The sequence below is a fragment of the Lacipirellula sp. genome (assembly GCF_965279485.1).
In the GTDB taxonomy this organism is placed as follows: domain Bacteria; phylum Planctomycetota; class Planctomycetia; order Pirellulales; family Lacipirellulaceae; genus Lacipirellula.
In genome coordinates this window covers 1,787,818-1,813,990 of the sequence record NZ_CBDIIC010000002.1, presented here as the reverse complement: position 1 = coordinate 1,813,990, position 26,173 = coordinate 1,787,818, and the positions used below count along the sequence as shown (strand labels likewise).

At 62.9% G+C, this 26,173-nt stretch carries 24 protein-coding genes; 13 read left to right on the top strand and 11 right to left on the bottom strand.

The genetic code is table 11. The features are described 5' to 3' along the window. Window positions 1-107: 107 nt before the first annotated feature. Window positions 108-674 (bottom strand): PEGA domain-containing protein, encoded by a 567-nt coding sequence (locus ACQY7R_RS14885; protein WP_428306381.1) that lies wholly within the window; start codon window positions 672-674, stop codon window positions 108-110. Between the two features lie 318 nt (window positions 675-992). Between ACQY7R_RS14885 and ACQY7R_RS14880 the strand changes: the two genes are divergently transcribed. From ACQY7R_RS14880 to ACQY7R_RS14865, 4 genes are all read left to right on the top strand, one after another. Further along, window positions 993-2,318 (top strand): PP2C family protein-serine/threonine phosphatase, encoded by a 1,326-nt coding sequence (locus tag ACQY7R_RS14880; RefSeq protein WP_428306380.1) that lies wholly within the window; start codon window positions 993-995, stop codon window positions 2,316-2,318. A gap of 95 nt (window positions 2,319-2,413) precedes the next feature. Next, window positions 2,414-3,598: an LptF/LptG family permease gene (locus ACQY7R_RS14875; RefSeq protein ID WP_428306379.1), complete on the top strand. Its 1,185-nt coding sequence runs from the start codon at window positions 2,414-2,416 to the stop codon at window positions 3,596-3,598. A 283-nt stretch (window positions 3,599-3,881) separates the two neighbouring features. After that, window positions 3,882-5,498: an ATP-binding protein gene (locus tag ACQY7R_RS14870; RefSeq protein WP_428306378.1), complete on the top strand. Its 1,617-nt coding sequence runs from the start codon at window positions 3,882-3,884 to the stop codon at window positions 5,496-5,498. Between the two features lie 10 nt (window positions 5,499-5,508). Then, entirely contained in the window at window positions 5,509-6,861 is a 1,353-nt protein-coding gene (locus ACQY7R_RS14865; RefSeq protein WP_428306377.1) for a sigma-54-dependent transcriptional regulator, read from the top strand. A gap of 122 nt (window positions 6,862-6,983) precedes the next feature. On the opposite strand, the gene ACQY7R_RS14860 is transcribed toward ACQY7R_RS14865, so the two are convergent. The 4 genes from ACQY7R_RS14860 to lexA form a co-directional block, all read right to left on the bottom strand. Further along, a complete protein-coding gene (locus ACQY7R_RS14860; RefSeq protein ID WP_428306376.1) occupies window positions 6,984-8,549 on the bottom strand; it encodes a PEP-CTERM sorting domain-containing protein in 1,566 nt (521 codons plus the stop codon). A 333-nt stretch (window positions 8,550-8,882) separates the two neighbouring features. Further along, window positions 8,883-9,200 carry a type II toxin-antitoxin system RelE/ParE family toxin gene (locus ACQY7R_RS14855; RefSeq protein WP_428306375.1) on the bottom strand — a complete coding sequence of 106 codons (318 nt, stop codon included), beginning with the start codon at window positions 9,198-9,200 and terminating at the stop codon, window positions 8,883-8,885. After that, on the bottom strand, window positions 9,190-9,450 hold the full coding sequence (locus ACQY7R_RS14850) for a hypothetical protein (RefSeq protein WP_428306374.1): 261 nt from the start codon (window positions 9,448-9,450) through the stop codon (window positions 9,190-9,192). The genes ACQY7R_RS14855 and ACQY7R_RS14850 overlap by 11 nt, the downstream gene beginning before the upstream one ends. Before the next feature lie 43 nt (window positions 9,451-9,493). Next, entirely contained in the window at window positions 9,494-10,093 is a 600-nt protein-coding gene (gene lexA / locus ACQY7R_RS14845) for a transcriptional repressor LexA (RefSeq protein WP_152100785.1), read from the bottom strand. A gap of 369 nt (window positions 10,094-10,462) precedes the next feature. Here lexA and ACQY7R_RS14840 point away from each other — a divergent pair, with 369 nt between their 5' ends. After that, the gene (locus tag ACQY7R_RS14840) at window positions 10,463-11,488 is read left to right on the top strand and encodes a S1C family serine protease (protein ID WP_428306373.1); all 1,026 of its coding nucleotides are present in this window, start codon (window positions 10,463-10,465) and stop codon (window positions 11,486-11,488) included. A gap of 107 nt (window positions 11,489-11,595) precedes the next feature. Continuing rightward, complete coding sequence (locus tag ACQY7R_RS14835) at window positions 11,596-12,741, top strand: S1C family serine protease (RefSeq protein ID WP_428306372.1); 1,146 nt, start codon at window positions 11,596-11,598, stop codon at window positions 12,739-12,741. Window positions 12,742-12,836: 95 nt separating this feature from the next. Here ACQY7R_RS14835 and ACQY7R_RS14830 read toward each other — a convergent pair whose 3' ends face one another. The 6 genes from ACQY7R_RS14830 to ACQY7R_RS14805 all read right to left on the bottom strand — a co-directional run bounded on the left by ACQY7R_RS14830 (window position 12,837) and on the right by ACQY7R_RS14805 (window position 18,990). Beyond that, entirely contained in the window at window positions 12,837-13,451 is a 615-nt protein-coding gene (locus ACQY7R_RS14830; protein WP_428306371.1) for a hypothetical protein, read from the bottom strand. Window positions 13,452-13,454: 3 nt separating this feature from the next. Continuing rightward, window positions 13,455-14,732 carry an acetylxylan esterase gene (locus ACQY7R_RS14825; protein WP_428306370.1) on the bottom strand — a complete coding sequence of 426 codons (1,278 nt, stop codon included), beginning with the start codon at window positions 14,730-14,732 and terminating at the stop codon, window positions 13,455-13,457. A gap of 177 nt (window positions 14,733-14,909) precedes the next feature. Next, window positions 14,910-16,280, bottom strand: a complete 1,371-nt coding sequence (locus ACQY7R_RS14820; RefSeq protein ID WP_428306369.1) for a Gfo/Idh/MocA family protein — start codon at window positions 16,278-16,280, stop codon at window positions 14,910-14,912. Window positions 16,281-16,531: 251 nt separating this feature from the next. Then, complete coding sequence (locus ACQY7R_RS14815) at window positions 16,532-17,827, bottom strand: formylglycine-generating enzyme family protein (protein WP_428306368.1); 1,296 nt, start codon at window positions 17,825-17,827, stop codon at window positions 16,532-16,534. Window positions 17,828-18,009: 182 nt separating this feature from the next. After that, complete coding sequence (locus ACQY7R_RS14810; protein WP_428306367.1) at window positions 18,010-18,642, bottom strand: YdcF family protein; 633 nt, start codon at window positions 18,640-18,642, stop codon at window positions 18,010-18,012. A gap of 147 nt (window positions 18,643-18,789) precedes the next feature. Next, window positions 18,790-18,990 (bottom strand): hypothetical protein, encoded by a 201-nt coding sequence (locus tag ACQY7R_RS14805; protein WP_152100777.1) that lies wholly within the window; start codon window positions 18,988-18,990, stop codon window positions 18,790-18,792. A 429-nt stretch (window positions 18,991-19,419) separates the two neighbouring features. Here ACQY7R_RS14805 and ACQY7R_RS14800 point away from each other — a divergent pair, with 429 nt between their 5' ends. The 7 genes from ACQY7R_RS14800 (at window position 19,420) to ACQY7R_RS14770 (ending at window position 25,970) form a co-directional block, all read left to right on the top strand. Next, window positions 19,420-20,310 (top strand): hypothetical protein, encoded by an 891-nt coding sequence (locus ACQY7R_RS14800; RefSeq protein ID WP_428306366.1) that lies wholly within the window; start codon window positions 19,420-19,422, stop codon window positions 20,308-20,310. Between the two features lie 19 nt (window positions 20,311-20,329). Next, complete coding sequence (locus ACQY7R_RS14795) at window positions 20,330-21,268, top strand: hypothetical protein (RefSeq protein WP_428306365.1); 939 nt, start codon at window positions 20,330-20,332, stop codon at window positions 21,266-21,268. Further along, entirely contained in the window at window positions 21,265-21,819 is a 555-nt protein-coding gene (locus tag ACQY7R_RS14790) for a hypothetical protein (protein ID WP_428306364.1), read from the top strand. The genes ACQY7R_RS14795 and ACQY7R_RS14790 overlap by 4 nt, the downstream gene beginning before the upstream one ends. A 239-nt stretch (window positions 21,820-22,058) precedes the next feature. Beyond that, a complete protein-coding gene (locus ACQY7R_RS14785) occupies window positions 22,059-23,108 on the top strand; it encodes a DUF1559 domain-containing protein (protein WP_428306363.1) in 1,050 nt (349 codons plus the stop codon). A 149-nt stretch (window positions 23,109-23,257) separates the two neighbouring features. Next, the gene (locus ACQY7R_RS14780) at window positions 23,258-23,698 is read left to right on the top strand and encodes a carboxypeptidase-like regulatory domain-containing protein (protein WP_428306362.1); all 441 of its coding nucleotides are present in this window, start codon (window positions 23,258-23,260) and stop codon (window positions 23,696-23,698) included. Between the two features lie 432 nt (window positions 23,699-24,130). Beyond that, window positions 24,131-25,279, top strand: a complete 1,149-nt coding sequence (proB, locus tag ACQY7R_RS14775; RefSeq protein WP_428306361.1) for a glutamate 5-kinase — start codon at window positions 24,131-24,133, stop codon at window positions 25,277-25,279. Between the two features lie 118 nt (window positions 25,280-25,397). Then, complete coding sequence (locus ACQY7R_RS14770) at window positions 25,398-25,970, top strand: M50 family metallopeptidase (RefSeq protein ID WP_428306360.1); 573 nt, start codon at window positions 25,398-25,400, stop codon at window positions 25,968-25,970. Window positions 25,971-26,173: the final 203 nt, after the last annotated feature.

The following is a 26,173-nucleotide window of genomic DNA, read 5'->3' as shown; positions in this document are numbered from 1 at the left end:
AAAAACTCAATGCAGTGAGTTGCTGAGCGAACCATCGAGCCGGGCCGTCCCGGCCCCGGTTAGCGCACGGGTTCTTCCTGAACCCCGAACCCTAACCGCTGAACCCTCTACTGCACCATTGGCAGCGGTTCGAGCGCTCTGCCGCCAGGCGGTAGGACGCCGGCGCCGTTTGAGGGGGGCACAATCACGCCAGGCGGAACGGCTTCGGGGGCGAGCGTCGTCCCCGGCAAAAGGGCAGGGCCGGTTGGGCCGTTGAACGCCGGCGCCGCAATCGTGGGCCGGCCGATCACTGGAGCCGGCGCTGCGGCAGGTCCAAACGCCGGCGCCGTCGCGCCCGCGGGCACCACGGCGCCTTGTTGCGTCGCTGCGCGAAGTTGTTCGCCGCGTTGGATCAGTTCTTCTGTCGGCACGATCACCTGCGGCTGCATATTGAAGCTCACCGTCCGGAAATCGTGGATCTCGTTCGGCATCACGTTCTCGGCGAAGAAGTCGATCGGCGGCAACTGGTACCAGGGCGCCGGGATCGGTTGATTCACCGTCAGCGTCTCGTAGCCCGGCTTCACCAGCCGGATCTCACGCGTGCCGTAGTAGATGAAATTGGTCGCGCAGGGTGTCGTCCCGATCGGCTGATTGTCGACGTAAACCATAGCACCGGGCGGGTTGCTCCGGATCATCAACCGTCGCCGGACGCACCCGGGAAGCAGCGCAAGCGCTACAACCGCGAAGATCGCGAGGCGAAAGCCGGTGCGAGGGGTGGGCGACGACAGGTCCATGGACGAACGAGCGCGTATGATAAGACAGGCGGAATCGGGCGGGGAGTGTACCGGCGGGCCGCTGGGGCCGCCATGCCGTTTCGCCCTATTGCCGGCCGAAACGGCCCATCCCCAATCGCCCATTTAGCCGCGTGGATCGCTCCGCGCCGCTGTTGCTAGCAAACGCTGCTGACTAAGATTAAACGTTCGGCGATCCCTTACCCCAGCTAGGCGCACCTAGTGGCAAAACCGACCTCCAAACTGAATCGCTCCACCGGGGGGCTGCGATGCGCAGCGGTGAGCGACATCGGCATGCGTCGCGCCAGCAACCAAGATTCGATGGCGGTCGCGCTTGCCGGCGATGATCGCGATTGGCGGAGCCGCGGCCATTTGTTCGTCGTCGCCGATGGCATGGGCGCCCACGCGGCCGGTGAACTTGCCAGCCAGATCGCCACCGACAGCATTCCGCACGCGTATCAGAAGCGTCCCGATTTGCCGCCTTGCGAGTCGATTGTCGCCGCAGTCCACGATGCGAACAGCCGCATCAATGCGAAGGGTTCGAACAGCGTCGACTTCCACGGCATGGGGACCACTTGCAGTTGCCTGCTGCTGTTGCCCGACGGCGCCATGGCGGCCCACGTCGGCGACAGCCGCGTCTACCGCCTGCGGGGGCATGCGTTCGAACAGCTCACCTTCGACCACAGTTTAGTGTGGGAGATGGCGGCCCTCGGCCACGCCAACGAAGAAGACGTCCCCGCCTACGTGCGGAAGAACGTGATCACCCGTTCGCTCGGCCCGCACCCAACGGTGAAAGTCGATCTCGAAGGGCCGCTGCCGTTGCGGGCGGGCGACCGCTTCTTGCTGTGCAGCGATGGGCTTACCGGACCGCTTAGCCCGCAATTGGTCGGCATGGTGCTGGCGTCGCTGCCGCCGGAAGACGCGGCGCAGACGCTCGTCGATTTGGCCAACTTGCTCGGCGGGCCCGACAACATCACGGTGATCATCGCCGAAGTGGCCGACCCGGCGACGCTCGGCCAGAAGAAGGATGGCAACTCGTGGGCCGACTCAGTGACGCCGCTGGCCAACGGGCCGTCAAAGCGTGATTGGGGGTTCATCGGAGCGTTCGTGGCCGCATTGCTAGTGGGCGGCATCCTGCTCGCTCGCGGCGAGATGACCCTGGCGCTCGTCGCCGCAGGTTTCGCGGTGGCCACGCTGCTAGCCTGGATCGCTCCCCGCATGAAGAGCGAGAACCCCTGCCGCGGCGTGAGCGGCCATTTCGGTAAGGCGCCGTATCGCAGCTATGCAGTCGCCCCGAGTCCGCAGAGCATTGAAATGCTGAGCGACGTTGTGCGGCAGCTGGAGGATCTTGAAGCGCAACGAAGCTGGCCGTTCGAGTGGAAGGAAGTCCACGCCGACCGCGTTGCCGCACACAAGGCGATTGCCTCAGGCGATTACACGGCGGCAGTCGTGGCCTATTCGAGCGCCGTTCGTCGGTTGATGCAAGCAGTCCGCTCGCACCGGCCCGAACCGCCGAGCGACAGCGGCATCAATCTCAACGCCGGCTAGCATCTCATACGAGGGCCGCGTTTCGGGGCCCAGCATCGCCATTCCCCGCTAGCCCCGCCTTCTGCTACAGTGCCGCCGCTCCCCCGGATCGGCGTATGCGCATTCTCACCCGTTACATCCTGCTCGAAATGCTGACGGTGTTCCTCATCACCATGGGGAGCATGACCGTCTTCATTTTTCTGGGGTTGATCGGCAAAGAAGCGGTCGACAACGGCCTCGGAGCCGGCCCCATTTTGCGGCTGCTGCCCTATCTGCTGCCGCAGGCGATGCAGTTCTCGGTTCCTGGCGCACTGTTGCTAGCAACGACGGTCGTCTATGGCCGCGTGGCGTCGTCGAATGAAATCGTGGCGGTGAAATCGCTCGGCATCACCCCGATGGTGATGCTGTGGCCGACGCTGCTGTTCGCCTTCATCGTGAGCTTCGGCGCCGTCGCCCTCAATGATCTCGCCGTTTCGTGGGGAACGAACGGCGTGAAACGGGTGATCATCGAGTCCTTCGAAGAAATCGCCTACGGGCAACTGCGCACCCGCAAAATGTTCGGTAACGAAAAGTTCAAAGTAAACGTCAAGACGGTCGTCGGCAAACGGCTGATCGGACCCGTGATTACCTTCGAATCGGGCAGCGGCAACGTGTCGATCATTCGCGCCGACGCCGCGGAAATGAACGTCAACATTGCGACCGGCGCGCTCGACGTCAAACTCTACAACGCCGAGGGCGGCCTCAAAGGCTGGACAATCAATCTTCCAGGGGAAATCGAACGGTCGTTCCCGCTGGAGCAAGCGCTCGGCGGCAGCGGTTCGTCAAAGCCCGGACCGTCGGAGACGCCGCTGCGCGACATCAAAATCGCGAAGGTCGATCAAGGCAAGCAAATCGACTGGCTGAAGCATGAGATGGCCGCGGCCACAAGTATGGCGCTCATGCTGGGGCGCTTCGACGAACTTTCGCAAAGCCAGTGGAGTACGCGCGAGGGTAACCTGAAGTGGTCCCGTCGTGAGCTGAACAAGTTGAATGTCGAACCTTACCGCCGCTGGGCGAACGGGTTCAGCTGCCTCGGCTTCGTCCTCATCGGCGCCCCGATGGCCGTGCGACGTCGTCACGGTGAGTTCTGGGGAAGCTTCTTCGCCTGCTTCCTGCCAATTCTGCTCGTCTATTATCCAATGCTCGTCGGCTGCGTCACTCAGGCAAAGGATGGCGCCATGCCGCCGCAGGCCGTATGGCTTGGCAACTTTGTGCTGGCAGCTTGGGGCGTCTGGCTGATGCGGCGGGTGATCCGGTTCTAGAGGGTTCAGGGTTCAGTGGTGCGGGCGAAAGCGTGTACCCGCCGCTGGACTGGTCGCTTAAGCGGCCAGTCCGAAGCACGTTTGAACCGCCCCCGTATTTCCTAACCCCCGAACCCTTTCTAGCTAGCACCGCCGCTCATTTGCCGCAGCCGCCAACCCTCGTCTTGCTGCTTTAATCCCCACGGGCGTATACTCTCCTCCCGTCTCGGCGTCCCTCAGGACGAGCGCCGCCGAGCGAATGTTCTTCGCCGAGCCGCTCCGCGCGACAAGGAGGTCGCCCCACGTGCTCTCGCATTGGCCCATACGCACGAAACTGCAGCTCGGACTCGGCCTATTAGTGGTCGCAGTCGTCGCGCTATTCGGCAGCGCGTGCTACGGCCTCTATGCTTATCGCTCGTTGGTGAAGAACATCGCGGCCCGCTCGGCCGAGTTGCCGCAAGCCCGCCGCGTTTCCGATCACGTCAACGATCTGCGCGTGACGATCAGCCAGGCTCAACAGCGGTTGAACTTCAACCTGCCCGACGGCATCGGCAGCGATACCGACGCCCTGCTGGCGGGGATGTTCCGCACGCAGTTCAGCTCGCTCGTCGATTCGCTGCGCCGTTACAAAGAAGCCCTCGGCGCCGGCGCGGTCGATGAAACCTCCGAACTGAGCGACGATCATCACGAGTGGGCGACGCTCAAGGAGATGGACGGCATCGTCGCGGAGTTGAAGCGTCGCAGCGTCACCTCGTCGGATCATGCGTGGCTGTACGATTCGGATGAAATTAACAGCAGCCGCGGCCTGATCGAAGAACTCCGCAACCTTAGCGGCCAATTGCCGACGCATTTAGAGGATCAGTTCGAGAAAATCGCCGACGACGTGAAATCGCGCTATCGCACTGCGATCACCTCGGCTTGGATTGGCCTCGGCTCGATTGTGATTGTGCTGATCATTTCGCGTCGCGTCTTCAACAAATGGTTTGCCGATCCGCTGCAAGCGCTCGTCGACGGCTCGCGCATCGTCGCGGCCGGTAATTTCGAACACCGCATCGCGATCAACGCTCGCGACGAAATCGGCGAACTCGCCGAAGCGATGAACGCGATGACGCAGCGGTTCTGTGAGATTCGCACCGATCTCGACCGGCAGGTGACCGAACGGACCAACCAAGTCGTCCGCAGCGAGCAACTCGCCAGCGTCGGCTTCCTCGCCGCCGGCGTGTCGCACGAAATCAACAACCCGCTCGCGTCGATCGCCCTCTGCAGCGAATCGCTCGAAAGTCGTTTGCAAGATTTGCTCGAAGGCGCTGATCCCGAACGCGTGGAAGAGGTGCAGGTCGCGCGCAACTACCTGCAGATGATTCAGCGCGAAGCGTTCCGCTGCAAGCAAATCACTGAGAAGCTGCTCGACTTCGCCCGCCGCGGCGACACGCTGCGACATGCCACTGACCTCCGCGAACTCGCCGAAGGCGTGATCGAGATGGTGCAGCATCTCGGCCAGTACCACGAGAAGAAACTCGTGCTCTTGCCGGGCCCGCCCGCGATTGCCGCGGTCAACGCGCAAGAGATCAAGCAAGTCGTCCTCAACCTAATCACCAACGGGTTGGAATCGCTCGACGCCGGCGGTACGGTCGAGGTGTCGATCGAACGCGACGCGCTGGCGGCCCGCATCGTCATCAGCGACAACGGCTGCGGCATGAACGACGAAGTTCGCAAACATCTATTCGAGCCTTTCTTCACCCGCCGGCGCTCAGGGCAGGGGACGGGGCTCGGCTTATCCATCACTCACCGCATCGTCGAAGAACATCGGGGCAGCATCGAAGCTACGAGCGAAGGCCCGGGCCGCGGGTCGCGGTTCGTCGTCTCGCTCCCGCTGGCCCAGCCGAACAAGGAGACGCACCATCGCTACCAAGCAGCCTAACGGTCAAGGATTGACCCTGTTGTTCGCCGACGACGAGCCATCGCTGCAAGAGCTGATGAAGCTCGAATTACCGCGCTTGGGCCACCGCGCCACCGTCTGCCCCGACGGACTCACGGCCGTCGCTGCGCTGGAAAAGAACACCTACGACTGCATCATCGTCGATCTCGACATGCCGGGCCTCGACGGCATCGGCGTCATCGCGAAGTGCAAAGAAACGTCGCCCGGCACCGAGGCGGTCGTCCTCACCGGCAAAAGCTCGCTCGAAACGGCGATCGCAGCGCTGCGCCACGGCGCGTTTGATTACCTCACCAAGCCCTGCCGACTGATCGAAATCGAAGCGCTGCTGAAGCGCGTCACCGAAAAGAAGCTGCTCGAGCAGAAGTATCGCGCGCTCGAGCACCAAGTCCGCCGCCTCGAAGGAGCCCCTCGACTTATCGGCAACACGCCGGCGATGCAGAAGGTGCGGATGCTGATCGAACGCGTCGCGCCGACCGGCTCGACCGTCCTCATCCTCGGCGAGACTGGCACTGGTAAGGAATTGGTCGCCCGTTCGCTGCACGATCATAGCACTCGCGCGAACATGCCGTTCGTCGCGATCAACTGCGGCGCCTTGCCGGAAACGCTGATCGAGAGCGAGTTGTTCGGTCATCGCAAAGGCGCGTTCACTGGCGCCGATGACCACCGCGTCGGCCTGTTCGAGGTCGCCCACGGCGGCACGATTTTCCTTGACGAAATCGGCGAGTTGCCCAAAGCGATGCAGGCCAAGCTTCTGCGCGTGCTGGAAAGCGGCGAAATCCGCCGCGTCGGCGAGAACAAGCCCGTGATGGTCGACGTCCGCGTCGTCTGCGCCACCCACCGCAACTTGCCGGAGATGGTCGCCGCGGAGGAGTTCCGCGAAGACTTGATGTACCGGATCAACACGTTCGAAATCACGCTGCCGGCGCTGCGGGAGCGGATCGAAGATGTGCCGGAACTCGCTCGGCATCTGCTCGTGCGTCATCGTCGTGGTAAAGACGCCGACGCCGGCATCGCCGAGGATGCAATCATCGCCCTCTGTAGCCACGTTTGGCCTGGAAACGTCCGCGAATTGGCGAACGTCATCGAACACGCGACGATCCTTTGCGACAGCGGCCCGATTCACCGCGAACATTTGCCGTCGCGGTTCGACTCGCGGCAACTCGTCGGCGCCGCTCGCCAGAAGCCGGGCGTCATGACGCTCCGCGAACTCGAAATGGAAGCGATCCACGACGCGCTCGAACGCCACGCCGGCAACAAGCCGAAGGCGGCCGACCAACTCGGCATCAGCTTGAAGACGCTTTACAACAAGCTGAACACAACGGGCGCGCCCGAGAAAGCAGCGTAAAGCATCATCTGCATAGCGAGCCGGGGCGTCCCGCCCCCGGCGCATTCTCAAATAAAAAAAGCGGCCGCGTGATCATCACGCGGCCGCTTTCGCATTCGCACTGCATCAACCGCACGCTTGGCTCAAGCAGCCAACAAGCGCCGGCGGCGCACCATGCTCACCGCTACTACTCCAACGCCTGCCAGCGCCAACGACGCCGGTTCAGGCGCGCCGGCGATTTTGAATCCCATCGACGTGCCATCCCACGTGGTCGTGGCGAACGTGGTTCCACCTGGGGAGATCACACGGTAGCTCACTCCCGTGCCGGCGACAATGCAGTGGATGTTGCCGGCAGCGTCGAACGCCACGCCTCTGCCTGGCAGCGGTCCCAACGCCGTATTGACGACCATCACGCCGGAAAGATCGGGAATGCCGTCAACGACCGGGAGGATGGCGACATCGCCGCTTCGCAGCATGGCGGCGAGCCACTTCTGATCGGGCGAAATCGCGATCCCCATGACGTTGCGCATTACGTCGGCAATGTTGGTGTCGTTAAGCATCGCCCGACTCGCCGTAAGCGAATCGTAGATCGGTTCCCCCTGCGGATTGAGGACGACGATGCCTGCGGAGCTACCCGATAACAAGGAATTCGAGAGATAAAATTTTCCGTCGGTCCCTCGAGCAAGGTCGGGCGTGCCAATCGGCGGCAAAACATTCTCAGTATTCACGTTCGTTGGCATCTGCGCGGAGAATTGAGCGTCGAAGCCAAGGTCGTAACGCCACACGCTGTTGAGGTCGCTTGTGTCTGTTCCGCCAATCTGGCTGCTGCTGAAATCGCGATCGACTGTGTGGACCACCAGCGTTCCGTCGTAGGGAGATCCCGAGATGACGAAACCGGTGATCCGACCGTGATTGGCTTCCGGCGGGAGCGGCGGCGGACCGAAGCCAGGTGCCAACACCGGATAACTCATCCACAACTGACCCTCAAGCCGGACGAGGCCGTGGGAGAGGAGCGCCCCGTCAGCGACGTAGACCTCATCGTCGGTTCCGACGGCGAGCCGCCAAGCGATGGAGCCTCCTCCGGGAAAGGAGAATCCTGAGTCCGGAAAGAAATCCCCGTACCCGAAGGCGTCGGAGCCGTCTGCGGCCACTGCGTAAACGCCGCGACTTAGATAGCGCGCGGAGTCAGCCGTGGGCCCGAATAATGCGTTGCCGATGTAGGCAATGCCGAAGTTGGGCGAGTTCGGGTTGAGATTGACGCCGACGCCTCTCGCCGCATTGAAGCTGTTGAGCGGACTGGTATCGTCGCTCACCAAGCGCAGACCAGACGCCGGAACCGACTGCGAAAGCCCGTTGGCAGCGGACAGTGCCGTACCGCCGGTGGGAATCGTGTAACCTTCCGCCTCCATGTTCTTCACAAGGATGGAGAACTTGTCGAGCGGCGAAGACAACGGAAACGTTTTCGTCCCCTTCGTCGAACCGTCGAGCCATTGCAGCGGCCCGCCGTTGACGCGGTAGGCGACTTCGTCGGCAGGTTCGTTCAGGACGAACGAAACCTCCGCCGTCGTCGGAGCCACGACGCTGGCGAATCGCGCGAGGCTGGGGGCCGAATTGATGGTGACGCGCGAAGCGTAGGGAACGCCGTGCGTCTGCGAGCTATGCGAGAAAAGTAGAAGTGCGACCAAGCTGGCCGGCAAGACGCTTCGCATCATGAGCAGTCCCTTCAAGCGGCGAATCGTGTGGAGAGGCGACGGCGAATGCCGATGTCCACGCTATCTTGCAGGGAGTTGATGGCAGCGTCAACAAAAAAGAGAATTGCCGAGAAAATTAATTGTAGTGACGTTCTATCGGCCGACTGTTCCAGTGTTTCGGTCGTAAGCGAACCGTGAAAAGGCCCAGTCATACTCGGCTTTGAAGCTTTGCCAGGTGTCACAAGACCTTGAGGCAGGGGGCTGAGCGGCTAATCTGCTTGCAGAAGCCCTCCGCGCTGTTCTCCTTCCGGGCTTTCACCATGGCTGCATTCGTTCGCGATTGATCGAACGCTACCGCAACCGCATTACCTCTCCGGCGGAGAGCGGTCGTCTGGCTGCATGGCGTACTGCAACGACGACCAGATCATCATCCTCCAGAACGTGAAGGATCACATAGACGCCGAGCAAAGTTCGTCGCACATCGCGGCCAACAAGAGACGCCGGGTACGCCATCTCGCATTTCAGCGGTGCTGCAGAAATGGAAAGTATCTTGGCGTTGATTCTTTCCAGCCACCGCTCCGCGTTAGCGGATGAGTCCGCGCGAATGTAGTCGCGGATCGCAGCCAGATTGTTGACGGCCTCGGCGGTAAGGCGAACGCTACGCCCCATGGCGGGAACGAAGCTCCTTCATCGCCTCGTCCAGCGGCACAGTGCGCCCCGCGTCGAGATCGGCCAGCCCACGCTTGACGGCAGCCAGAGTCTCAGCCTCACCCGCTTCGCTGAGTCCCAGCATCTGCTCGTAAACGTCAGAACGCATGACGACATAGTCGCCATGCGTTCCGTTGATCGAGAGCGGCCCTCCATGCTGAGCAAGGAGGTTTTCGACGGCTGAAGTTAATGGAGAGGAGGGAGTTTCCATGGCATTAGTGTACCACGAGCCGTGATGTGGGTGTGGTTGGCGCTCAACCTACCTTGCGAATCACCCCCGTCACCACGCCCAATACCTGCACGTCGCGCACGTAAATCGGCTTCATCGAAGAATTCGCCGGCTGCAGCCGAATGCGGTTCGCCTCGGGGTACCAATACTTCAGCGTCGCTTCGCCTTCTTCAGTCAGCGCGACGACGATGTCGCCCTTGTGGGCCGTCTTCGTCTTACGGCAGATGACGATGTCGCCGTCGGCGATTTGCGCTTCGATCATCGACTCCCCCTTCACCCGCAGCGCGAAGCTGTTCTTCTTCGCGGGGAAGAATTCGTCGAGGTTCAGCCGCTCGGCTTGCTCGATCGCTTCGGTCAGATTGCCGGCCGCTACTTGGCCGACGAGCGGGAAGCCATCGTCACGGCCGGCGTCGGTCATTTGGATCGCCCGCGACATGTTCGGCTCGCGGGTGATGATCCCCTTCTTCTCCAGCGCCTTCAAATGGCACATGACGCCGTTCGGCGAACTGATCTCGAAATACTCGCCGATTTCCCGCACGGTCGGACCGTAGCCGCGGCCGCGAATTTTCTCCTTGATGAAGTCGTAGACTTCCCGCTGCCGAGTGGTGAGTTGGTCGAGTGACATGGCAGTTCCAGCCGATGGGAGGAAGGAAGGGAATCGCCGCGGGTTCCGTGCCAGCGGACTTATCTCCTGATGGTAGTATACGTTAGTGCATGAATCAAGCGCGCATGTACAGGTGTTCGACGAGATTTCTGGGGAACTTCAGGCCAATCGCCGCCGGCGTGCGTATTAGAGGCGTTCGTTGGGGAGCATTTTGCCGACCCGAAGCTGGCGAGCCCTCGGCTGTTGAGCGGTGTTAAGCATCAAAGGGGACGAGGCAAAATTTCGCCCGCACGGCTTACCCAGTCCCGACATTGCCCCCCGATGGGACCATTGCGACAATTACCACAACCCCGCCCCTGCACGCCCCTCGCCGTTGCACGCCGGACTTCTATGAAACGACTTTCATTCGTTCGCTCGCTGTTGTCGCTCGTCCTGAGCGCCGCCATCGTCCAACCGCTAGCAGCCCAATCCGCGTCGCCCGTCTCGCTGGAACCGACGGCTGACACTGCGAAAGTGCTGTCGGCCCGCGCTCCGACGAACGCCGCCGAACTGAAGCTCATTCAAGATCAGCTACTGAAGGTGATCGACCGCGTGATGCCCGCGACCGTCGCGGTCGAGATCCGCGGCGCCGCCGGCAGCGGAGTCATCGTCAATAAAGAAGGGCTCGTCCTCACCGCCGCTCACGTGGTCGGCCGCGCCGGCCGCCGCGGTTGGGTCCAACTTCCCGATGGTCGCCGCCTCCGCGGCACGTCGCTTGGCGCCAACCACGAAGTCGACGCCGGCATGATGCAAATTGACGAGCCGCCGGACGACCTGCCGTTCATTCCCGTTAGCACGGGGCCCGCGCTCGATCCCGGCCAATGGGTTGTCACGATCGGCCAGCCGGGCGGCATCGTCAAAGACCGCGCCCCGCCGGTGCGCTTTGGCCGGGTGTTGTTCCGCGACGAAGGGCTGCTCTGCACCGACTGCGAACTCGTCGGCGGCGATTCGGGTGGCCCGCTGTTCGACATGAAGGGCGAAGTCGTTGGCATCCACAGCAGCATCGGGCCGATGGTCACCCACAACTTCCACGTGCCGGTCACCTGCTTCAATAAGGATTGGGACCGCCTCGTCGAAGGCGACGTCTGGGGCGGCCACTACGACGACGATCCGAACGCCAAGCCGCTGCTCGGCGTCCGCGGTAGTGCGGAGTCGGGCAACTGCGTGATCACCGCCATTTTCCCCGGCCTGCCGGCGGAATCGGCGGGCATTAAGGTCGGCGACGTCATCACCGCGATCGACGGGCGGCCGATCAGCACGTTCGACGAGCTGCAGCGGATCGTCTTCCACAAGCAGCCTGGCGATCGTTTGAAGCTGGAGATCGACCGTGCAGGGAAGACGCTGGAGATTGCCGTCCGGCTTGGCGGCGATGAGTAGCACCTGGCGGCGGATTGTTGCCGGTTTGTAAGAAAAACTTTGCGGTCGCCTGCCAGTTATGATAGATCAGGGAATCACGGGGCGGCGGTAACGGAGCAGAGGAACAGATGAAGACGTTGCTGAATCGCGTGCGATGGAGCGGACGGATTGCCCTTCTGCTCGCCGCTGGCTGGTCGACGCTCGCACCAAGTGCGCCGGCGCACGCTGACGAGCCCGCGCCCAAACGCGAACGTCGCGACTCGGACGACGAGTCTTCTGAAGGCTCCTTCGGCATGGAGCGGTTGTTCGTGCCCCGTTGGCGCCTGACCGACGGCCCGCAAGTTCGCTCGGCGTTCCGCGACGTCGTGAAGGACGTCGTTGCCGCGACTGTTTCGATTCAATGCGACGGCAAGCAAAGCGCCCTCGGCGGCGTCATCAGCCCCGACGGCTGGATCGTCACGAAAGCCACGCCCCTCTGCGGCAAGCTGACGGTCGAACTCGCCGATGGCCGAAAGCTGCCGGCCACGACGGTCGCCGAGAGCGGCGAGCATGACTTGGCGCTGCTCAAGGTCGATGCCACGAACCTACCGGCTCTCGATTTGAACGCGGCCAACGGTTCGCCGAAGGTCGGCTCATGGCTCGCGAGCACCGGCCACTCGAAAGATCCCGTCGCCGTCGGCGTCGTGAGCGTGCCGCCGCGGGTGATCCCTTCGCAAGCCGGCGTGCTGGGCGTGCAGATCGACGAAGTCGAAGCCCGCATCGTGCAAGTCTTCCCCGACACCGCGGCCGAAGAGGCCGGCATCGAACCCGACGATTTGATCGTCCAAGTGAACGGAAAGAAGGTCGCCAGCCGCGAGAAGCTGAAAGAAGTGATCGCGTCGTTCAATCCGGGCGATGAAGTGGAACTGGTGATCGATCGCTCTGGCGAAGAGGTGAAGCTTCACGCGACGCTGACCGGCGACTTCCCCGGCCTGCCGATGGGCCGCAGCGAGTTCCAGAACAACCTCGGCGGCAAGCTGAGCGTCCGCCGCTTCGGCTTCCCGCTCGCGTTCCAGCACGACACGGTGTTGCGTCCCGCCGATTGCGGCGGCCCAGTGGTCGACCTCGACGGCCATGTGGTCGGCTTCAACATCGCTCGCGCGGGACGGACCGAATCGTACGCCCTGCCGGCCGACGCCGTCCAAGGCGTGCTCAAAGAGCTGATGAAAGAGCACCTGATGGTGAAGAAGCACTCGCCGGAGGCGGAAGCGGCCGAGAAGCTGGAGATCAAGTAGGTCGGGCTTCCGTTCCCTTGTGGGAGGCGTCTCCAACGCCGATTCCTCGTTCCCACGCTCTGCGTGGGAACGCTTCCCCCGCCGCTCCGCGGCAATTACTCTGCGCTCTCCAAGCCGCGCAGTAGGTAGAGGGCCTTCGCTTGCGACGGCATCGACGACGAATCGTACGGTTTCGTTGGCGCGCCTCGCTGCAAAATGGGCTTCATCAACGGCTCTGCTTCGTCCGCGTCACAAGCCAAGTAGAACTCCGCCGTATCCGTAGCGGGGTCAACGCGCCAGGCCCAACGCTGGTCGTCATGCGTGCCGAAATGGTCGCAAGCGTTCACGTTCCACCTCTCAAGCGGATAGGGATAGATCGACCTCGCGATTCGATAAATCTCCCATTCGTCGTCTTCGTCCAATGATGGTTCGACGGGTACGGAGCCCGTGTAGGCCACTGCAGCGCGCGAGGCGAGTTGCGAGGCCAATCGTTCCCCGCTCTCGCGATCTGTTTGCACTCTCATGTGGAGCGAGTTGGGAACCTCGGTCCAGAATCCGACGTCGGCGTCGACGATCGCTAGCGACTTCCCGTCGACTGCGAAGTAGTTGTGCAGCATGTCGTCGACTTCGGCCCGCGTCGCTCGGGGAGGCGTCTGCTGGCGAGCGGCGAGCATGACGAGCGCCGCTCCGAGGAACGCGACCACGCCGAGCTTGATGTAGAAGCGATTCATTTCCTACTTCAGCCACCGATCCGCGAAGTCCATGTAAATCTTCCAGTCGTCCGGCGTCATTGCATGCTTGCCGCTGCGGATCCAGTAGCCAAGCCGGCCGTCGCCTAGCAGCGGCGCATCGGCGGCAGGCATCGCGTCCGCTTTCAAGCCGTCGACGCCGAGCAGTTCGTACGTCGGCGATGCCGCTTGTAGCACTTCGAACTGGCCCGACGGGTTGGCCCACAAATCATCGGCAGCCGCGGTGAACAGCACCGGCCGCGGCGCGCACATGGCCACCAGGCAGTTCTGATCGACCGGCAACCGCGACGGATCGTCGCCGAACTTCGTGAAGTTGCCCGCGAACCAGTGCGGAAACTTCTCGGTGATAATCTTCACCGTCTCCGCCTTCGGATCGTCGTGCCGGCTCGGCCCGCTGCCGCCGCAGCCCGCCTGGTTGGCGACGGTCAGCGCGATCCGCTCGTCGAGGGCGCCGGCAAGCAGCGCCGTCTTGCCGAGCCGCGAGTGTCCGACGACCGCGATGCGATCGGGATCGATCGCCGGATCGGTGCGCAAGTAGTCGACGGCCTGCTGAATGCCCCATGCCCACCACATGACAGTCGCCGTCTCCGTGGGATCGGCTTCGCCGTCGGCCGCGAGCGTCGCCCGCATCCCCTCACGCACGCCGGGGCGATCAGGCTGAATGTCGCCGCAGTAGAAGGCCGCGACGGCATAGCCGCGCCGCACGATCTCCGCGAGCGGCCAATCGTCGGCTTGCCCACCGCGGCCCGCATCGGTGGCGCGATTGCCGACGACGCCCGGATGTCGATCGGGCATCCAACCGTCCGGCAGTCGCACCCGCGGGTCGTCGGTCAGCTGATGGTTGCCGGCGAAGTTCATCCCCACGAAGCAGGGCGCCCGCGGCACATCGTTCGGCGTCGCGATCAGCAGGTAAATCTTCGGCCAATCTGGCGAGCCGATCATTAACTCGACCTCGCGCAACGTGCCGATGCCGTCGAACGCGCGGCGGTCTTCAAACAACACGCGATGCGCGAGCGGCGTTTGCGAATCGTAAGCTGGCCCCTGCGGAACGCGACCGTAGACGTAGGTTTCGAACAACTCCAGCAGTTCCGGCCGCCGCGCTTGCCGCCACTCCGCGGCGGAGGCGACGCGCGTGCCGTCTTGCATCACGAGCGGATCGGGCAGGGTAGGGTGCGATGGAAGTTCCGCGGGCGGAAGCGGTTGGCCAGCTGCGGCATTCGTCATCAACGTGATCACTCCGAGGAGAATGAGAAGTGCTCGCATCTGAAGAGTCCTTGCAAATGATGAGAACCGAGCGTCCATGAAAAAAGCCCTGAAGGAGCGACGGATGTGTCGCCCCTTCAGGGCTTCGGTTTCAATTCGGATGCTTACCAGGGGCTAACGCCCCTGGCTATTACCTTTCGCCCCGTTGGGGCTGGCGGTCAGCTCTGGTTTTGCTGCTTAGCCGTTCAGCACGTCGGTCACGCCGGGGATAGCGATGGCATAAAAACCGTCCTTGCCCGGCATCACTGGCGGGTCGGCGTCGAAGGCGTACTTCTTCGGCGACAGGTCGACCGTCGAGTTAAGCGCTTCTTCCCACTTCAGCACCTTGCCGGAGTAGGTCGCCATGCGGCCCATGATGGCGGTCATCGTGGCGTTGGCGCCGTTGTCGCCTTCGTTGTAGATGTCGCCCTGGCGAAGCGCCGCAAACAGGTCGTGGTGCTCGTTGTGCCAGCCGTTCACCGCTTCCTTGTCGCTCTTCCACCGCTTCTCGCCGTTGGCGTTGATGGTGAAGCCGCTGATGTCGGCCGTCCCCTTGGTGCCGTGAGCATGCTCGCTCACCGACGACCAACAGCCGTCGATGTGGCGGCACTGGCTGTACATCTTCGTGCCGTCGGGGTAGGTGTACTCAACGGCGTGATGATCGAAGATCTCGCCGTAGTCCTTGCCGGTGCGAACTTGCCGGCCGCCCATGCCGCCTGCTTCGGCCGGGTGGGCGCCCTTCAGCCAGTTGCTGACGTCGAGGTTGTGAATGTGCTGCTCGACGATGTGATCGCCGCACAGCCAGTTGAAATAGTACCAGTTCCGCATCTGGTACTCCATCTCGGTCATCTCCGGCTTGCGCGGACGCATCCACAGGCCGCCGCTGTTCCAGTAGACGCGAGTGGCCAGGATGTCGCCGATCGCGCCGTCTTGCAACCGTTGGATCGTTTCGATGTACTTCGGTTCGTGATGGCGTTGCAGGCCGACGGCCACCATCAGGTTCTTCTCTTTGGCAATCTCGTTGGCGGCCAGCACGCGGCGTACGCCCGGGGCGTCGACGGCGACCGGCTTCTCCATGAAAATATGCTTGCCGGCGTTGACCGCGGCTTCAAAATGCTGCGGACGGAAGCCTGGCGGCGTGGCGAGAATCACCAGGTCGACGCCGCTGTCGATTACCTTCTGGAAGCCGTCGAACCCGACGAACTGCCGCTCCGCGGGGCAATCAACGACGCTATCGACAAAGAGCGAGTCCTTCTTCTCCTGGCCCTTCTTCACGTCTTCGTTGATGCCGTAGACCGTGTTCTGCAGGTTGTCGGCGAACGCATCGCAAGCCGCCCACAGCGTAACCTTGCCCTTAGTCTCAAGCGCCTGGGTCGCCGCACCGCGACCGCGACCGCCGCAACCGATCAAGCCGATCTTGATTTCATCGCTGCCGCTGATGTGAGCCGAGCGGGCGATCCGCTGATTAAGCCCCAGCACGGCGCCGCCGGCGGCGATCGCTGCAGCGCCCTTCATGAACTGCCGCCGAGAATTGTCGGCCGGAAGGTTTTGGTTGCTTTGGTCAGACATGCTCGCCTCCAAAAATGGATAAGTGATTTTGCATCTTTTCCCTCCCTCGAAGGGAGGGGCGAGGGGAGGGATTCCCGATGCATCCAAGCTCGATCGAGTGTGAACCGAAAAGCCCCTCGCCAAACCTCTCCGTCAGGGGAGAGGAATTGTAACCGAATTGCCGCTACCTAGTGTCTCCGCTGAGGAGCCAAAGGTGTCACTCCATTCCCTCAACGTTCCTACGCGGAGCGTGGAAACGAGTTCTACGAGGTTTACTTCCCGCTGCTAATCTTCGTCGAAGCCTCGATCGCCTGCGGCAGCGTCGCGTCGGCGTTGCCGAGCGCCCCGCGGCCTTCTTTCAGCCGGGCCTTCACGTCGCCCGCCAAGTCTTCGACGTCGATCTCCCAGACCCGCTTTTTGTCTTCGTCGGTCAGCGGCGCGTACGGACGAACCAGCCGCATGCCGACGCCCATCGCTGCTTCCTCAGTATACCACCACGGGCTCTTCGGCAGATTCGGGTCAGACATTTTCCAATCCTCTTCTTCCGACTTGTGCCGAGCCGCGCTCCGCAGCCGGTCGGCCGTGTCGAGCCACGAGCCGCCGCGAATCACCCGCGGGTAGAGTTCGGTCGGCCAGTTGACTGTGGCCCAGGCGTCGATCGCTTCGCCATCCTTCGCCTGTTCGCCCAGCTTCTCATAGCGGTCCTCGGCATAGCCGTCGAGCGTCCACTCGGCGACGTTGCCGTGGATGTCGAACAAGCCCCACGGATTGGCGGCCTTCGAGCCGACCGGATGCGTTTCGTAATCAGCGTTGTCGTCGAGCCAGCCGTAGTTCTCCACCTTGCCGGCGTCGTCGCCGAACGAGTAGGGCGTGTCGGTCCCGCCGCGAGCGGCGTATTCCCACTCCGCTTCGCTGGGGAGGCGATAGTCCTCACCGGTGAGCCGGCTCAGCCACTTCGTGAACTGCCGCGCCGAATAGTGCGTCATCGTCACCGCCGGCTGATTCGGCTGGTCGCCCGCCATGTAGGTGTGGTCGGGCATGTAGAGGGGCGTCGGGCAGGTCACCCCGTCGACGCCGTGATTATCGACGTCGCCCTTCCAGGCGTGCCCTTCGATCAGTTCCCAGCCCTCGGCGTTTTCATCTTTGCCGGGGTCGGTTGCCCGATTGGCCGCCAGCGTCTGCAATTGCTTGAAGGCGTTGTACATCTTCATGTACGACTGGTACTCGGCCCACGTCACTTCATGCTTGCCGATCCAGAACGGCGCGACCTTCACGCGGACCTGCGGCCCTTCGTCGTCGCTGCGGTCGGCTTCGCCGTCGGGGCTGCCGAGCAGAAACTCGCCCCCCGGAATCGGGATCATCTCGAACTTGACGTTGGTCCCCGGAATCGTCTGGGTGTAGGGAACCATGAACTTGCCGTCGACTTCGACCGCCGGTCCATCCGCCGGTTTGACGTCGACGATTCCCTCGACCTCCGCCGCGTGAGCGATGCTCGCCGCGACCAGCGAGAGAGAGACTCCGCACGCGAGGACGATCGCCCCGCTCCACCACGATCCGGACTTCAACATGATGCAATCGCCGCGCGGCGATCCTGGACCAAGAATCTCAAAAGCGACCTCCGTTGAGCGTCGCCGGTCCTTTGAGCATAAGCCCCCGCAACGGCCCCAGCAATGCAACGCGAGAGGGCGGTGCGCAACGGCGAGAGCGCGTCTCACTTACCCGCCGACCCGCGCGATGACGCATCTGCCGACTACCGCACGAGATGGTTCGTGAAGCCTTGCGATTTCAGATACTCCCACGCCGCGATGATCTCCGCCGGGAGGTTGTGCGCCGTCTGATACCCATGTTGCGGGTAACGCAAAATGCGGTCAACGTCGCCGACCATTTCGTCGATCACGCCCAGGATGCCGACGACGTTGCTCACCTCGTCGGGAAAGCGAATCGCCGGGGCGTCGACCATCCCTTGCATTTCGGGCCACTGCACCGGCAACGTGAGTTGCACCCGCAGTACCGAGTTCGGCTTCGTGAGAAAAACCGCGCGGCGAAGTTCCGGAACGAGCCGCCGGACGCACGAAATATTCTCGCCGAAGTTCGTCGCTTCAGTTTCAAGCCGAATCGCTGCGGGGTCGACGCCGTTCGCGATCACCCGCTCCCGAAATACCTCAGCCTCGGGAATGCTCCACAAATGCTTCGTCCAGTTGCCCGTGTTGCCGGTGATGATCAGCTGCGGCGCGATGCCTCGACGGAACAACTCGCAAGCGTAGTCGGCAACGCGCAGATCGTACGAGCAGCAGACGACGATCGCTTCGCATGGTGCGTGCTCGCGACCCGCGGCCATGTACTCCCACAACCGTGTCGCCATTTCGATCGTTTGCGAATGCATGCTGCTCAATGATTCTTCGAACGGGTGCCACTGCTGGCTTGTCCAGCAGTGCGAAGCGGGTACTCGGCGCCCACTGCTGGACGAGCCAGCAGTGGCACACAATCAACTCGTTTCGCTTTCCGGATTCCAACTGCCAAACCGAAGAGTCTAGCAAACCCCCGCCTGCCCGCTCAGGTAGCGACTGGCCGTCGAATTCGTCCGTTGTACCTCGTCGAGCAACGTCCGCAGCGCGGTACGCAGCGCCTCATGCGGCCGATCCGCCGCACAAATGAAATTCGCTAGCGGCTCCACAGCCCGGCTTAACCCAGCGTCAACGGAAACAACAGCGGCAGTCGGCGTGGCAATCATCGGAAGACTCCTGCGAATAAAGGTGAAATCAGCAGGGCGACTCTCGCCCCTTCACCCAGTAGTCGAGCGAGCCCCCTCTGAATCGACGCCCCGAGAAAAAATTTCTCCCCCACCCAGCAACCATCGGGCTGAGTCGCTTCAGCGACCAGCCGGCGGCGCCGACTCGCCCAGACTTCCCGCCAATTCACGTTCAAGGTCCACAAACCCAAACCCAATCGAAAAATTGGTCCCCAAACGCCCCAGCTAACGCTATCATCATCCAGAACTCGCGGCAGCAAGATTTCGAACCCTGCGTGGTCCGCTTTCGCCACTCTCGTCTCAACGCCAATCACTATCCGCGCACACGCACGCTCTCACTTGAGGAAACGCTCCATGGTCGTGTCACGATTGATCTGCTTGCTCGCTTGCAGTCTCTTGGCATCGAGTTTCATGCCGCTCGCCATGGCGGCGTCGCCGATTCCCCCCGGCCTGTCGACCGGCTTCGAGCCCGCCGGCAGTCCAACCGAGGCGACCAACCCCTTCGGCTACGTTACTGGCTCCGTGCTCTTTCAAGGTGATTGGGTCGGAGCAGGCCAGATGCCGCGTGTGCAAACGGCCGCTGAGATCTCGGCCGAACTCGCCGCCGCCGGCCTCAATCCCGCCGGCCCCGTTCGCAGCGGGAACCAAGCGCTCCTCGTCGCCAAGCCCGACACGAGCACCGACGTCACCGGATACTTCGCCGAGAACGTCTTCGCGTCGCTGATCGCCAATTCCAAGGTGACGATCGACTATTGGGCGCGACCGCTCACCTCCGGCGCGGGCGCCGATCCTTCGGGCGCGCCGATGGGGAATGGGAAGACGATCGGTGAGCGGCAAGGCAACGTATTCATCGGCATCTCCGACGAAAATCGGGTCCGCGCCGCCGCGATCCGCTTCGGCGTGACGACGGCCCCTGGCTCGCCCCCCTTTTACGGAGGCATTGTTGCTAGGCACATTGATTTCGGCAGCGCGAGCGCCGGCTCCGCGGTCTGGGTCGATTCCGGGTTCACTTGGCAGGCCGATCAATGGATCCACATCCGACTCGACCTCGACTACTCGACGAAAACCTACGACGCTTACTTCGACGGTCTGAAGGCGAACGTCGACCCGATTCGCTTCTACAGCGAAGCATCGTTGAGCCCCAACCGCTTGTTCGTCTCGCGCGGCACGAACCAGGCGGGAATGATCCTCGACGACATTCGCGTGGTTCCCGAGCCGGCGTCGTTCGGCATCGCGCTCGTGGCAGCTTTGTTCGCTATCTTTGCGGGTTGGCGGCGATGGCGCTCGCCGAGCATCGCGTAACTCGCCCCGCCGGCAACGCATGGATAACGAACAACCCTTGAGCGCTGCGCCTCCCGCCTGCCAAGATCCCGAGCGGCGCATCTGTTGGCTCGTCGTAACGCTGATGGCGAGTTGCGCCGTTCCGGTCCTCAGCGCGTTGATTCCATCGGAGATGGCGTGGATGCCGCTAATGTGGGCCGTGTACACCCCGCCTGCGGGGGTGATGCTGACGCTCGCGTTTTGGATCGGCCTCGGCAATGCTTCGCTCGTCGTGCGACTCCTCTTCGGCGTCGTCGGAGTTATCTACATCACCGCGGCGACGGTAACGGTGGATGCGCTGTTGCGGTTGTTATCTGGCAGCGACGAACGAGGAGAGGCGAGCGACGTCGTCTTACAAGCGTTTGGGGTAGCCGTCGCTTTGGCCCTCTTCAGCGCCACCTTCATGGTGCTTCGTCGGCGGTGGGTCTTGCTCCCGGCGTTCGAGCTTGATTCACCCGTTGCCCCGAAGTCGCAGTTCTCCATTCTTTATATTCTGCTCCTCACGGCAGGGACAGCCGTCGTCCTCACGCTGATTCGGTCATCGCGAGACTCGCTGGGCGCGAGCGGCGGCACGATCGCGGGAAACGCCCTCGGCTTCATGGCCTTCGCGACGAACGCCGTCTGCGCGTCATTCGCCGCCTTGCGCCCCGCACCGATCGGCCGAAGTTGTGTACTCGTGCTGCTCGTCGCGTACGTCCTGGGGATTGCGCTTTCTTTTGGAGCCAACTACGATCTCGCCAGTTGGATCATGATCGCCTTTGGCCCCGTCATCAGCGTCCTGCCGACCGCCATTCTGCTCGGCGCGCTGCTCGTCGTCCGCTCTACCGGCTATCGCCTGCTGCGCAAGTCAGCGGTCGGTACATCGGATGAGCAACCGTTCACGGAGGCCGGCGCGACTCCGTTGCACTCGACCGAAGCCGTGGAGTCAGCGCCACGATGAACGATCCTGATTGGCTCATGCTCGAACAGTCGGCGCCTGGCCGCTTTCATTTCAGCGTCAATCGCTTCGAGACGACTCGCTGGCACTGGGCGACCTTCGGCGTTGTCCTTGCCGCGACGACGGCGATGCTCGTTGGCGTGCTCGTCACTCAGCCCGAACGCGCGACGCCATTCGCCGTCTGCGGACTCACCCTCCTGTGGCTCGGAATCAACGTTGCCATCTTCTTGGCGCTGTTTCACCACGTCGAATGCACCGTCGATGCGAACGCGCGCTCGCTGAGCGCGGCCTACTGTCTGCTGGGGAGGAAGGTTTGGACCCGCGAGCGATTTATCCGCCCCGGCGACGCGCTGACGATTCGCATCGTCGGCCCGTTCGTCCGCGGGCAAACCGCCGGACAGGCGTTGATGATCAGTGACGATTTCCACCAATGGGAACTCGTCACCTTCGGCAGCGTGGGCTCGGGCCGTTCGCCTGCCGTCGAAACGCTAGCGGCGGAGATTGCGGCGCATCTCGATATTGAGTTCCACGGCTACCGCGGCCTGGTATTTTGATCGCTGCTCCGTGAGTTGCCGTCAAATACGCTGCCTGCTCGTGAAATGCCAAGGCGCACTCGCTGATATGTGCAGCGATTCCGGCATTAAGCGATCGCATCTCGCCCAATCAAGCCGGCATTCCTAGGGCAAACGCTCGCATCGTCTGAAATCGGTCCCCTTGGCCCGGAAAGTGCTTGGCCGGTTCGTCAGTGCGTGCTCACGGCATGTACGCTTACGAACACTCCGAGGAATCGAAAATGAGCTCCTCCCCCAGCTCAACGCTTAACCGTTCACGTCCCGGCTTCACGCTCGTCGAGTTGCTCGTGGTGATCGCAATCATCGGCGTGCTCGTCGCGCTGCTGCTTCCCGCCGTGCAAGCGGCGCGAGAAGCTGCGCGGCGTTCGACCTGCCTCAACAATCTCAAGCAAATTGCTTTGGGCACGCAAGTCTACCATGACTCGCACAACGAATTCCCCGTCGGCCACGTGTGGGCCAACGCGACTAGCGATGACAACGGCACGGGCTGGTCGTGGGGAGCGAAGATTTTGCCCCAAATGGAGCAAGGCGCCGCCTTTAGTCAACTCGACTTCAACGACCTTTGCTGCGTCGAGAACCCGACGACCCCCGCACAGACGCGCAACGCTGCGGTGATCAAAACGCCGCTGCCCTTTTTCTTGTGCCCGACCGACGGGGCGCCCCCAGTTTCGCGCACGCCGGGCGGCGGCGCCGGCGAGGTCGTGGAGATGGCCACCACCAGCTACTCCGGCAACGGCGGTTCGTTCGACAACAGTCATTACAACGAGCAGGGCGACGATCTGGCCAATGGCATCTTCATGCGGCATCGCCATCCCACCGTCGCTGGCACGACGCGCTCCTCGAAGCGACTCAAGGAAATCGTCGACGGGACGACATACACGATTCTCGTTACCGAATCGGCGTGGGACGTTTCGTTCAGCGACGAAGGAATTGGCGAGTTCGTCGGCCGCAAACGTTGGTACGGCTCGCGGGCCGGTTCGAATCGCATGATCAACGAGGGAGTCGCGTCGATGAACCCTCCGAATTCGGCGCCCAACGCCACCATTCGTCGCGCCGCCGCCAGCATGCACCCCGGCGGCGTGAACTTCGCGATGGTCGACGGTAGCGTCCGCTATATCAGCGAGTCGATTGAAAGCACGAATCGGACATGGGCTCAACGCAACACGCCGAACGCCAACGATCCCTACGACAGCGGCCGCAACGGCTTGGCCTACGGCGTGTACCAACGGCTCTGGTCGCGCGCGGACGAGTTGCTCGTCGGTGATTTTTAGAATGCTCGCAGAGCGTTGCCACGCCCCTAGCCCCGGGCTCCGCCCGGGGGTGAGTTCCCATTCCGGTAATCGTCGCCCCGCGTGCCGCCACCCCCGGGCGGAGCCCGGGGCTAGAAGCGAACTCCACAAATACTCACCATCTCTCACGCATGCACAAAATCTCCCGCGAGCTAACGATCGCTACTTTCCTGCTTGCCGTCGCCATGCTCGGCTGCGGCAAGCCCGCCATGCGCGACGGCTTCGCCGAAGCCTACGGCACGGTGACGCTCGACGGCCAACCGCTCGCCGGCGCCCACGTCACCTTCGAAAATGAGAAGGGGACCAGTTTCGCCCGCACCGACTCCTCCGGCAACTACGAAACAGAGTACAGCCGCACGCTCAAGGGTGCGGCGCTCGGCAAGCATCGGATCTCAATCAGCACGGCAGTCGGCTCCCCGGACCAAGATCCGTCGACGCTGACGCGCAATCCCAAGACTGGCGAGTACGAAGCCCCCGAACTCGTCCCCGCCAAGTACCGCAAAGACGCTCAGATTGAAATCGACGTCACCGCCGACGGCGCTCCCTACAACTTCGAGCTCACGTCGAACTAGCCGGCGCGGGGGCCGCCCATTTTTCTGCTCTCTTCTCGCGCTCTTTGCGCCTTCTCGCGGCCCAGCGAATTTCCAGAATTGCCGATCGCTTTCGGCCGCGCCGTTTGGTAGCGTGAACTTGCGTTCACATGGCGCCGGGGCGACCCATTCTCCATCGGGCGGCCGAGGGCATCGGTGCGCGGTGCTCGCTGCAGTCAGCAGTTGGCCAGCGATCACTTGATGTCGCCTTTTAGATGTCGTGTCGCCCTGTTGTCGCCCTCAGAAGTTCCATTCCAACAACGAGTTACGCTTAATGTCGCCAAAAATGAGAAACGCGACACGAACGCCGCTCGGCCGTTCTTCCGACCAAATCACTCCCTCGATATAAAGGCGATTCAACCTCAGAGCGGCCCGTCGACGCCGCTCGACCGCAATTCCACAAGAAGCCAGACCGTGACCGATCTCGTTCGCCAAGAAATCATGACCGCCGCCGACACCGTTGTGGTGAAGGTCGGCAGCCGCGTCCTCACTCGCGAGGATGGCTCGCTCGACGATTCCCGCGTCGCCGGCGTGGCCGATCAACTCGCGCGGCTGCGCCTCGATGGCCGGAAGGTCGTGCTGGTGAGCAGCGGGGCCGTCGCGGCGGGCATCGGCCGGCTTGGGTGGAAACGCCGGCCGACCGACTTGGCGGAACTCCAGGCCGCCGCCGCCGTCGGTCAGAGCCGCCTCATCGAGTCGTACAACAAGGCGCTCGCTCCGCACGGGCTCAACGCCGCGCAGATTCTGCTGACCGCCGAGGATCTGCAGCACCGCACCCGGTACCTCAACACGCGGAACACGCTTAACGCGCTGTTCCGCTGCGGGGCGATTCCGATCATCAATGAGAACGACACCGTTGCGGTCGACGAACTACAAATCAGCTTCGGCGATAACGACCGGCTCGCCGCGCTCGTGACGAACCTGCTGCGGGCGCCGCTGATGATTTTGCTGTCCGACGTGGAGGGCGTCTACGATCGCAACCCGTCGGAGCCGGGCGCCAAGCTGATGTCGGTGATCACGCATCTCGACGCGGCGGAGAGTTTTGCGAAAGACGCCGTCGGCCCCGCGCGCATTCAACTCAGCCGCGGCGGCATGGGAAGCAAGCTCCGCGCCGCCCGCATCGCCGCCGCCGCGGGCGAGAGCGTCGTCATCGCCGCCGGCCGTCGGCCGAACGTGCTGCTCGACATCCTCGCCGGCGCCGAAGTCGGCACGCTGATCCTCGCCGAAGGCCGCACGGTCGCCTCGCGCAAACGCTGGATCGGCTGGAGCGCCACCCCCCGCGGCAAACTGCTGCTCGATGCCGGCGCCGCAAAGGCGGTGCAGGCGAACGGCAAAAGCCTGCTCGCCGTCGGCGTCCGCGGCGTCGAAGGCAACTTCGCCAAGGGAGACGTGGTGGCGATCTGCGACCAAGCCGGCAGCGAATTCGCCCGCGGCCTGTCGAACTATTCGTCCACCCAGATGACAACCATCGCCGGCCAACCCACCGACCGCATCGCCGAACTCCTTGGCCACTGCCCGTACGACGAAGTCGTCCATCGCGACAACTTGGTGGTCCTAACGTAGCCGCGGGTCAACGACCCGCCGGAGCGAACCAAATAAGATCCTGAACCGTTACGAACCATCGCAAAAGAGAACGAAACCACAACGACACAACGAGCACGAAGAAAACGCAATCACAAGAATGACCTCGGCCATCATTCTCCGCCGCGCGTTCTTCTCTCTTGTCGTTGTTTATTTGGCGTGGCTCGCGATGCAGGCGGTGCATGAAGCGGGCCACGTGGTCGCCGCTTGGTTGACTCGTGGCACTGTGACTAGCGTCGAACTGCCGCTGCTGGGGATCTCGCGGACCGACGTGCGGCCGAATCCGCGGCCGTTGGCCGTTGCTTGGGCTGGGCCGATCGTAGGAGCGATCATTCCGCTGCTGTTGATGCTTCTCGTTCGCCAGAGAATTCGCATCAGCGGTGACGCGGCTGCCACAGCGCGAACGCGGCGTCGATTGTTGAGTGGTTTAACCGAATTCTTCGCCGGCTTTTGTCTGATCGCGAACGGCGCCTACATCAGCATCGGTTCGTTCGAGCGCATCGGCGATGCCGGCGATCTGCTGCGGCATGGTTCGCCGCAATGGCTGCTTGTGGTCTTTGGCGTCGTGGCAGTTCTGGCGGGCCTACTCGTTTGGCATTTTGCGTTAGAGAGTTACCGCCAGCAGCCGCGGGTCAACGACCCGCCGGAGCGGAACTCAAGTGGCTCACCCTAACGATCACCGCTCCGGCGGCTCGTTGAGCCGCGGCTACTGGCGGCGCGGCTACCGCGCCTCGTTTCCCGCCCCTGCGCAGCCCAGTTGCGATGCCGCGCAAAACTCTGCCTAACCGGCACAAAAAACAGCGGTGATCGCCGCAGTTCCCCCGATGGAACCTAGAACAGGCCGTCGCGGGCAGTTATTCTGCCTTGTTCCGACGA

What these genes read in the sequence shown, in the direction of transcription:
- ACQY7R_RS14885 (WP_428306381.1), bottom strand. Translation starts at nt 674, where the DNA reads ATGATCCGGAGCAACCCGCCCGGTGCTATGGTTTACGTCGACAATCAG.
- ACQY7R_RS14875 (WP_428306379.1), top strand. Translation starts at nt 2,414, where the DNA reads ATGCGCATTCTCACCCGTTACATCCTGCTCGAAATGCTGACGGTGTTC.
- ACQY7R_RS14860 (WP_428306376.1), bottom strand. Translation starts at nt 8,549, where the DNA reads ATGCGAAGCGTCTTGCCGGCCAGCTTGGTCGCACTTCTACTTTTCTCG.
- ACQY7R_RS14855 (WP_428306375.1), bottom strand. Translation starts at nt 9,200, where the DNA reads ATGGGGCGTAGCGTTCGCCTTACCGCCGAGGCCGTCAACAATCTGGCT.
- ACQY7R_RS14850 (WP_428306374.1), bottom strand. Translation starts at nt 9,450, where the DNA reads ATGGAAACTCCCTCCTCTCCATTAACTTCAGCCGTCGAAAACCTCCTT.
- lexA (WP_152100785.1), bottom strand. Translation starts at nt 10,093, where the DNA reads ATGTCACTCGACCAACTCACCACTCGGCAGCGGGAAGTCTACGACTTC.
- ACQY7R_RS14840 (WP_428306373.1), top strand. Translation starts at nt 10,463, where the DNA reads ATGAAACGACTTTCATTCGTTCGCTCGCTGTTGTCGCTCGTCCTGAGC.
- ACQY7R_RS14835 (WP_428306372.1), top strand. Translation starts at nt 11,596, where the DNA reads ATGAAGACGTTGCTGAATCGCGTGCGATGGAGCGGACGGATTGCCCTT.
- ACQY7R_RS14830 (WP_428306371.1), bottom strand. Translation starts at nt 13,451, where the DNA reads ATGAATCGCTTCTACATCAAGCTCGGCGTGGTCGCGTTCCTCGGAGCG.
- ACQY7R_RS14825 (WP_428306370.1), bottom strand. Translation starts at nt 14,732, where the DNA reads ATGCGAGCACTTCTCATTCTCCTCGGAGTGATCACGTTGATGACGAAT.
- ACQY7R_RS14820 (WP_428306369.1), bottom strand. Translation starts at nt 16,280, where the DNA reads ATGTCTGACCAAAGCAACCAAAACCTTCCGGCCGACAATTCTCGGCGG.
- ACQY7R_RS14815 (WP_428306368.1), bottom strand. Translation starts at nt 17,827, where the DNA reads ATGTTGAAGTCCGGATCGTGGTGGAGCGGGGCGATCGTCCTCGCGTGC.
- ACQY7R_RS14810 (WP_428306367.1), bottom strand. Translation starts at nt 18,642, where the DNA reads ATGCATTCGCAAACGATCGAAATGGCGACACGGTTGTGGGAGTACATG.
- ACQY7R_RS14805 (WP_152100777.1), bottom strand. Translation starts at nt 18,990, where the DNA reads ATGATTGCCACGCCGACTGCCGCTGTTGTTTCCGTTGACGCTGGGTTA.
- ACQY7R_RS14800 (WP_428306366.1), top strand. Translation starts at nt 19,420, where the DNA reads ATGCCGCTCGCCATGGCGGCGTCGCCGATTCCCCCCGGCCTGTCGACC.
- ACQY7R_RS14795 (WP_428306365.1), top strand. Translation starts at nt 20,330, where the DNA reads ATGGATAACGAACAACCCTTGAGCGCTGCGCCTCCCGCCTGCCAAGAT.
- ACQY7R_RS14790 (WP_428306364.1), top strand. Translation starts at nt 21,265, where the DNA reads ATGAACGATCCTGATTGGCTCATGCTCGAACAGTCGGCGCCTGGCCGC.
- ACQY7R_RS14785 (WP_428306363.1), top strand. Translation starts at nt 22,059, where the DNA reads ATGAGCTCCTCCCCCAGCTCAACGCTTAACCGTTCACGTCCCGGCTTC.
- ACQY7R_RS14780 (WP_428306362.1), top strand. Translation starts at nt 23,258, where the DNA reads ATGCACAAAATCTCCCGCGAGCTAACGATCGCTACTTTCCTGCTTGCC.
- ACQY7R_RS14770 (WP_428306360.1), top strand. Translation starts at nt 25,398, where the DNA reads ATGACCTCGGCCATCATTCTCCGCCGCGCGTTCTTCTCTCTTGTCGTT.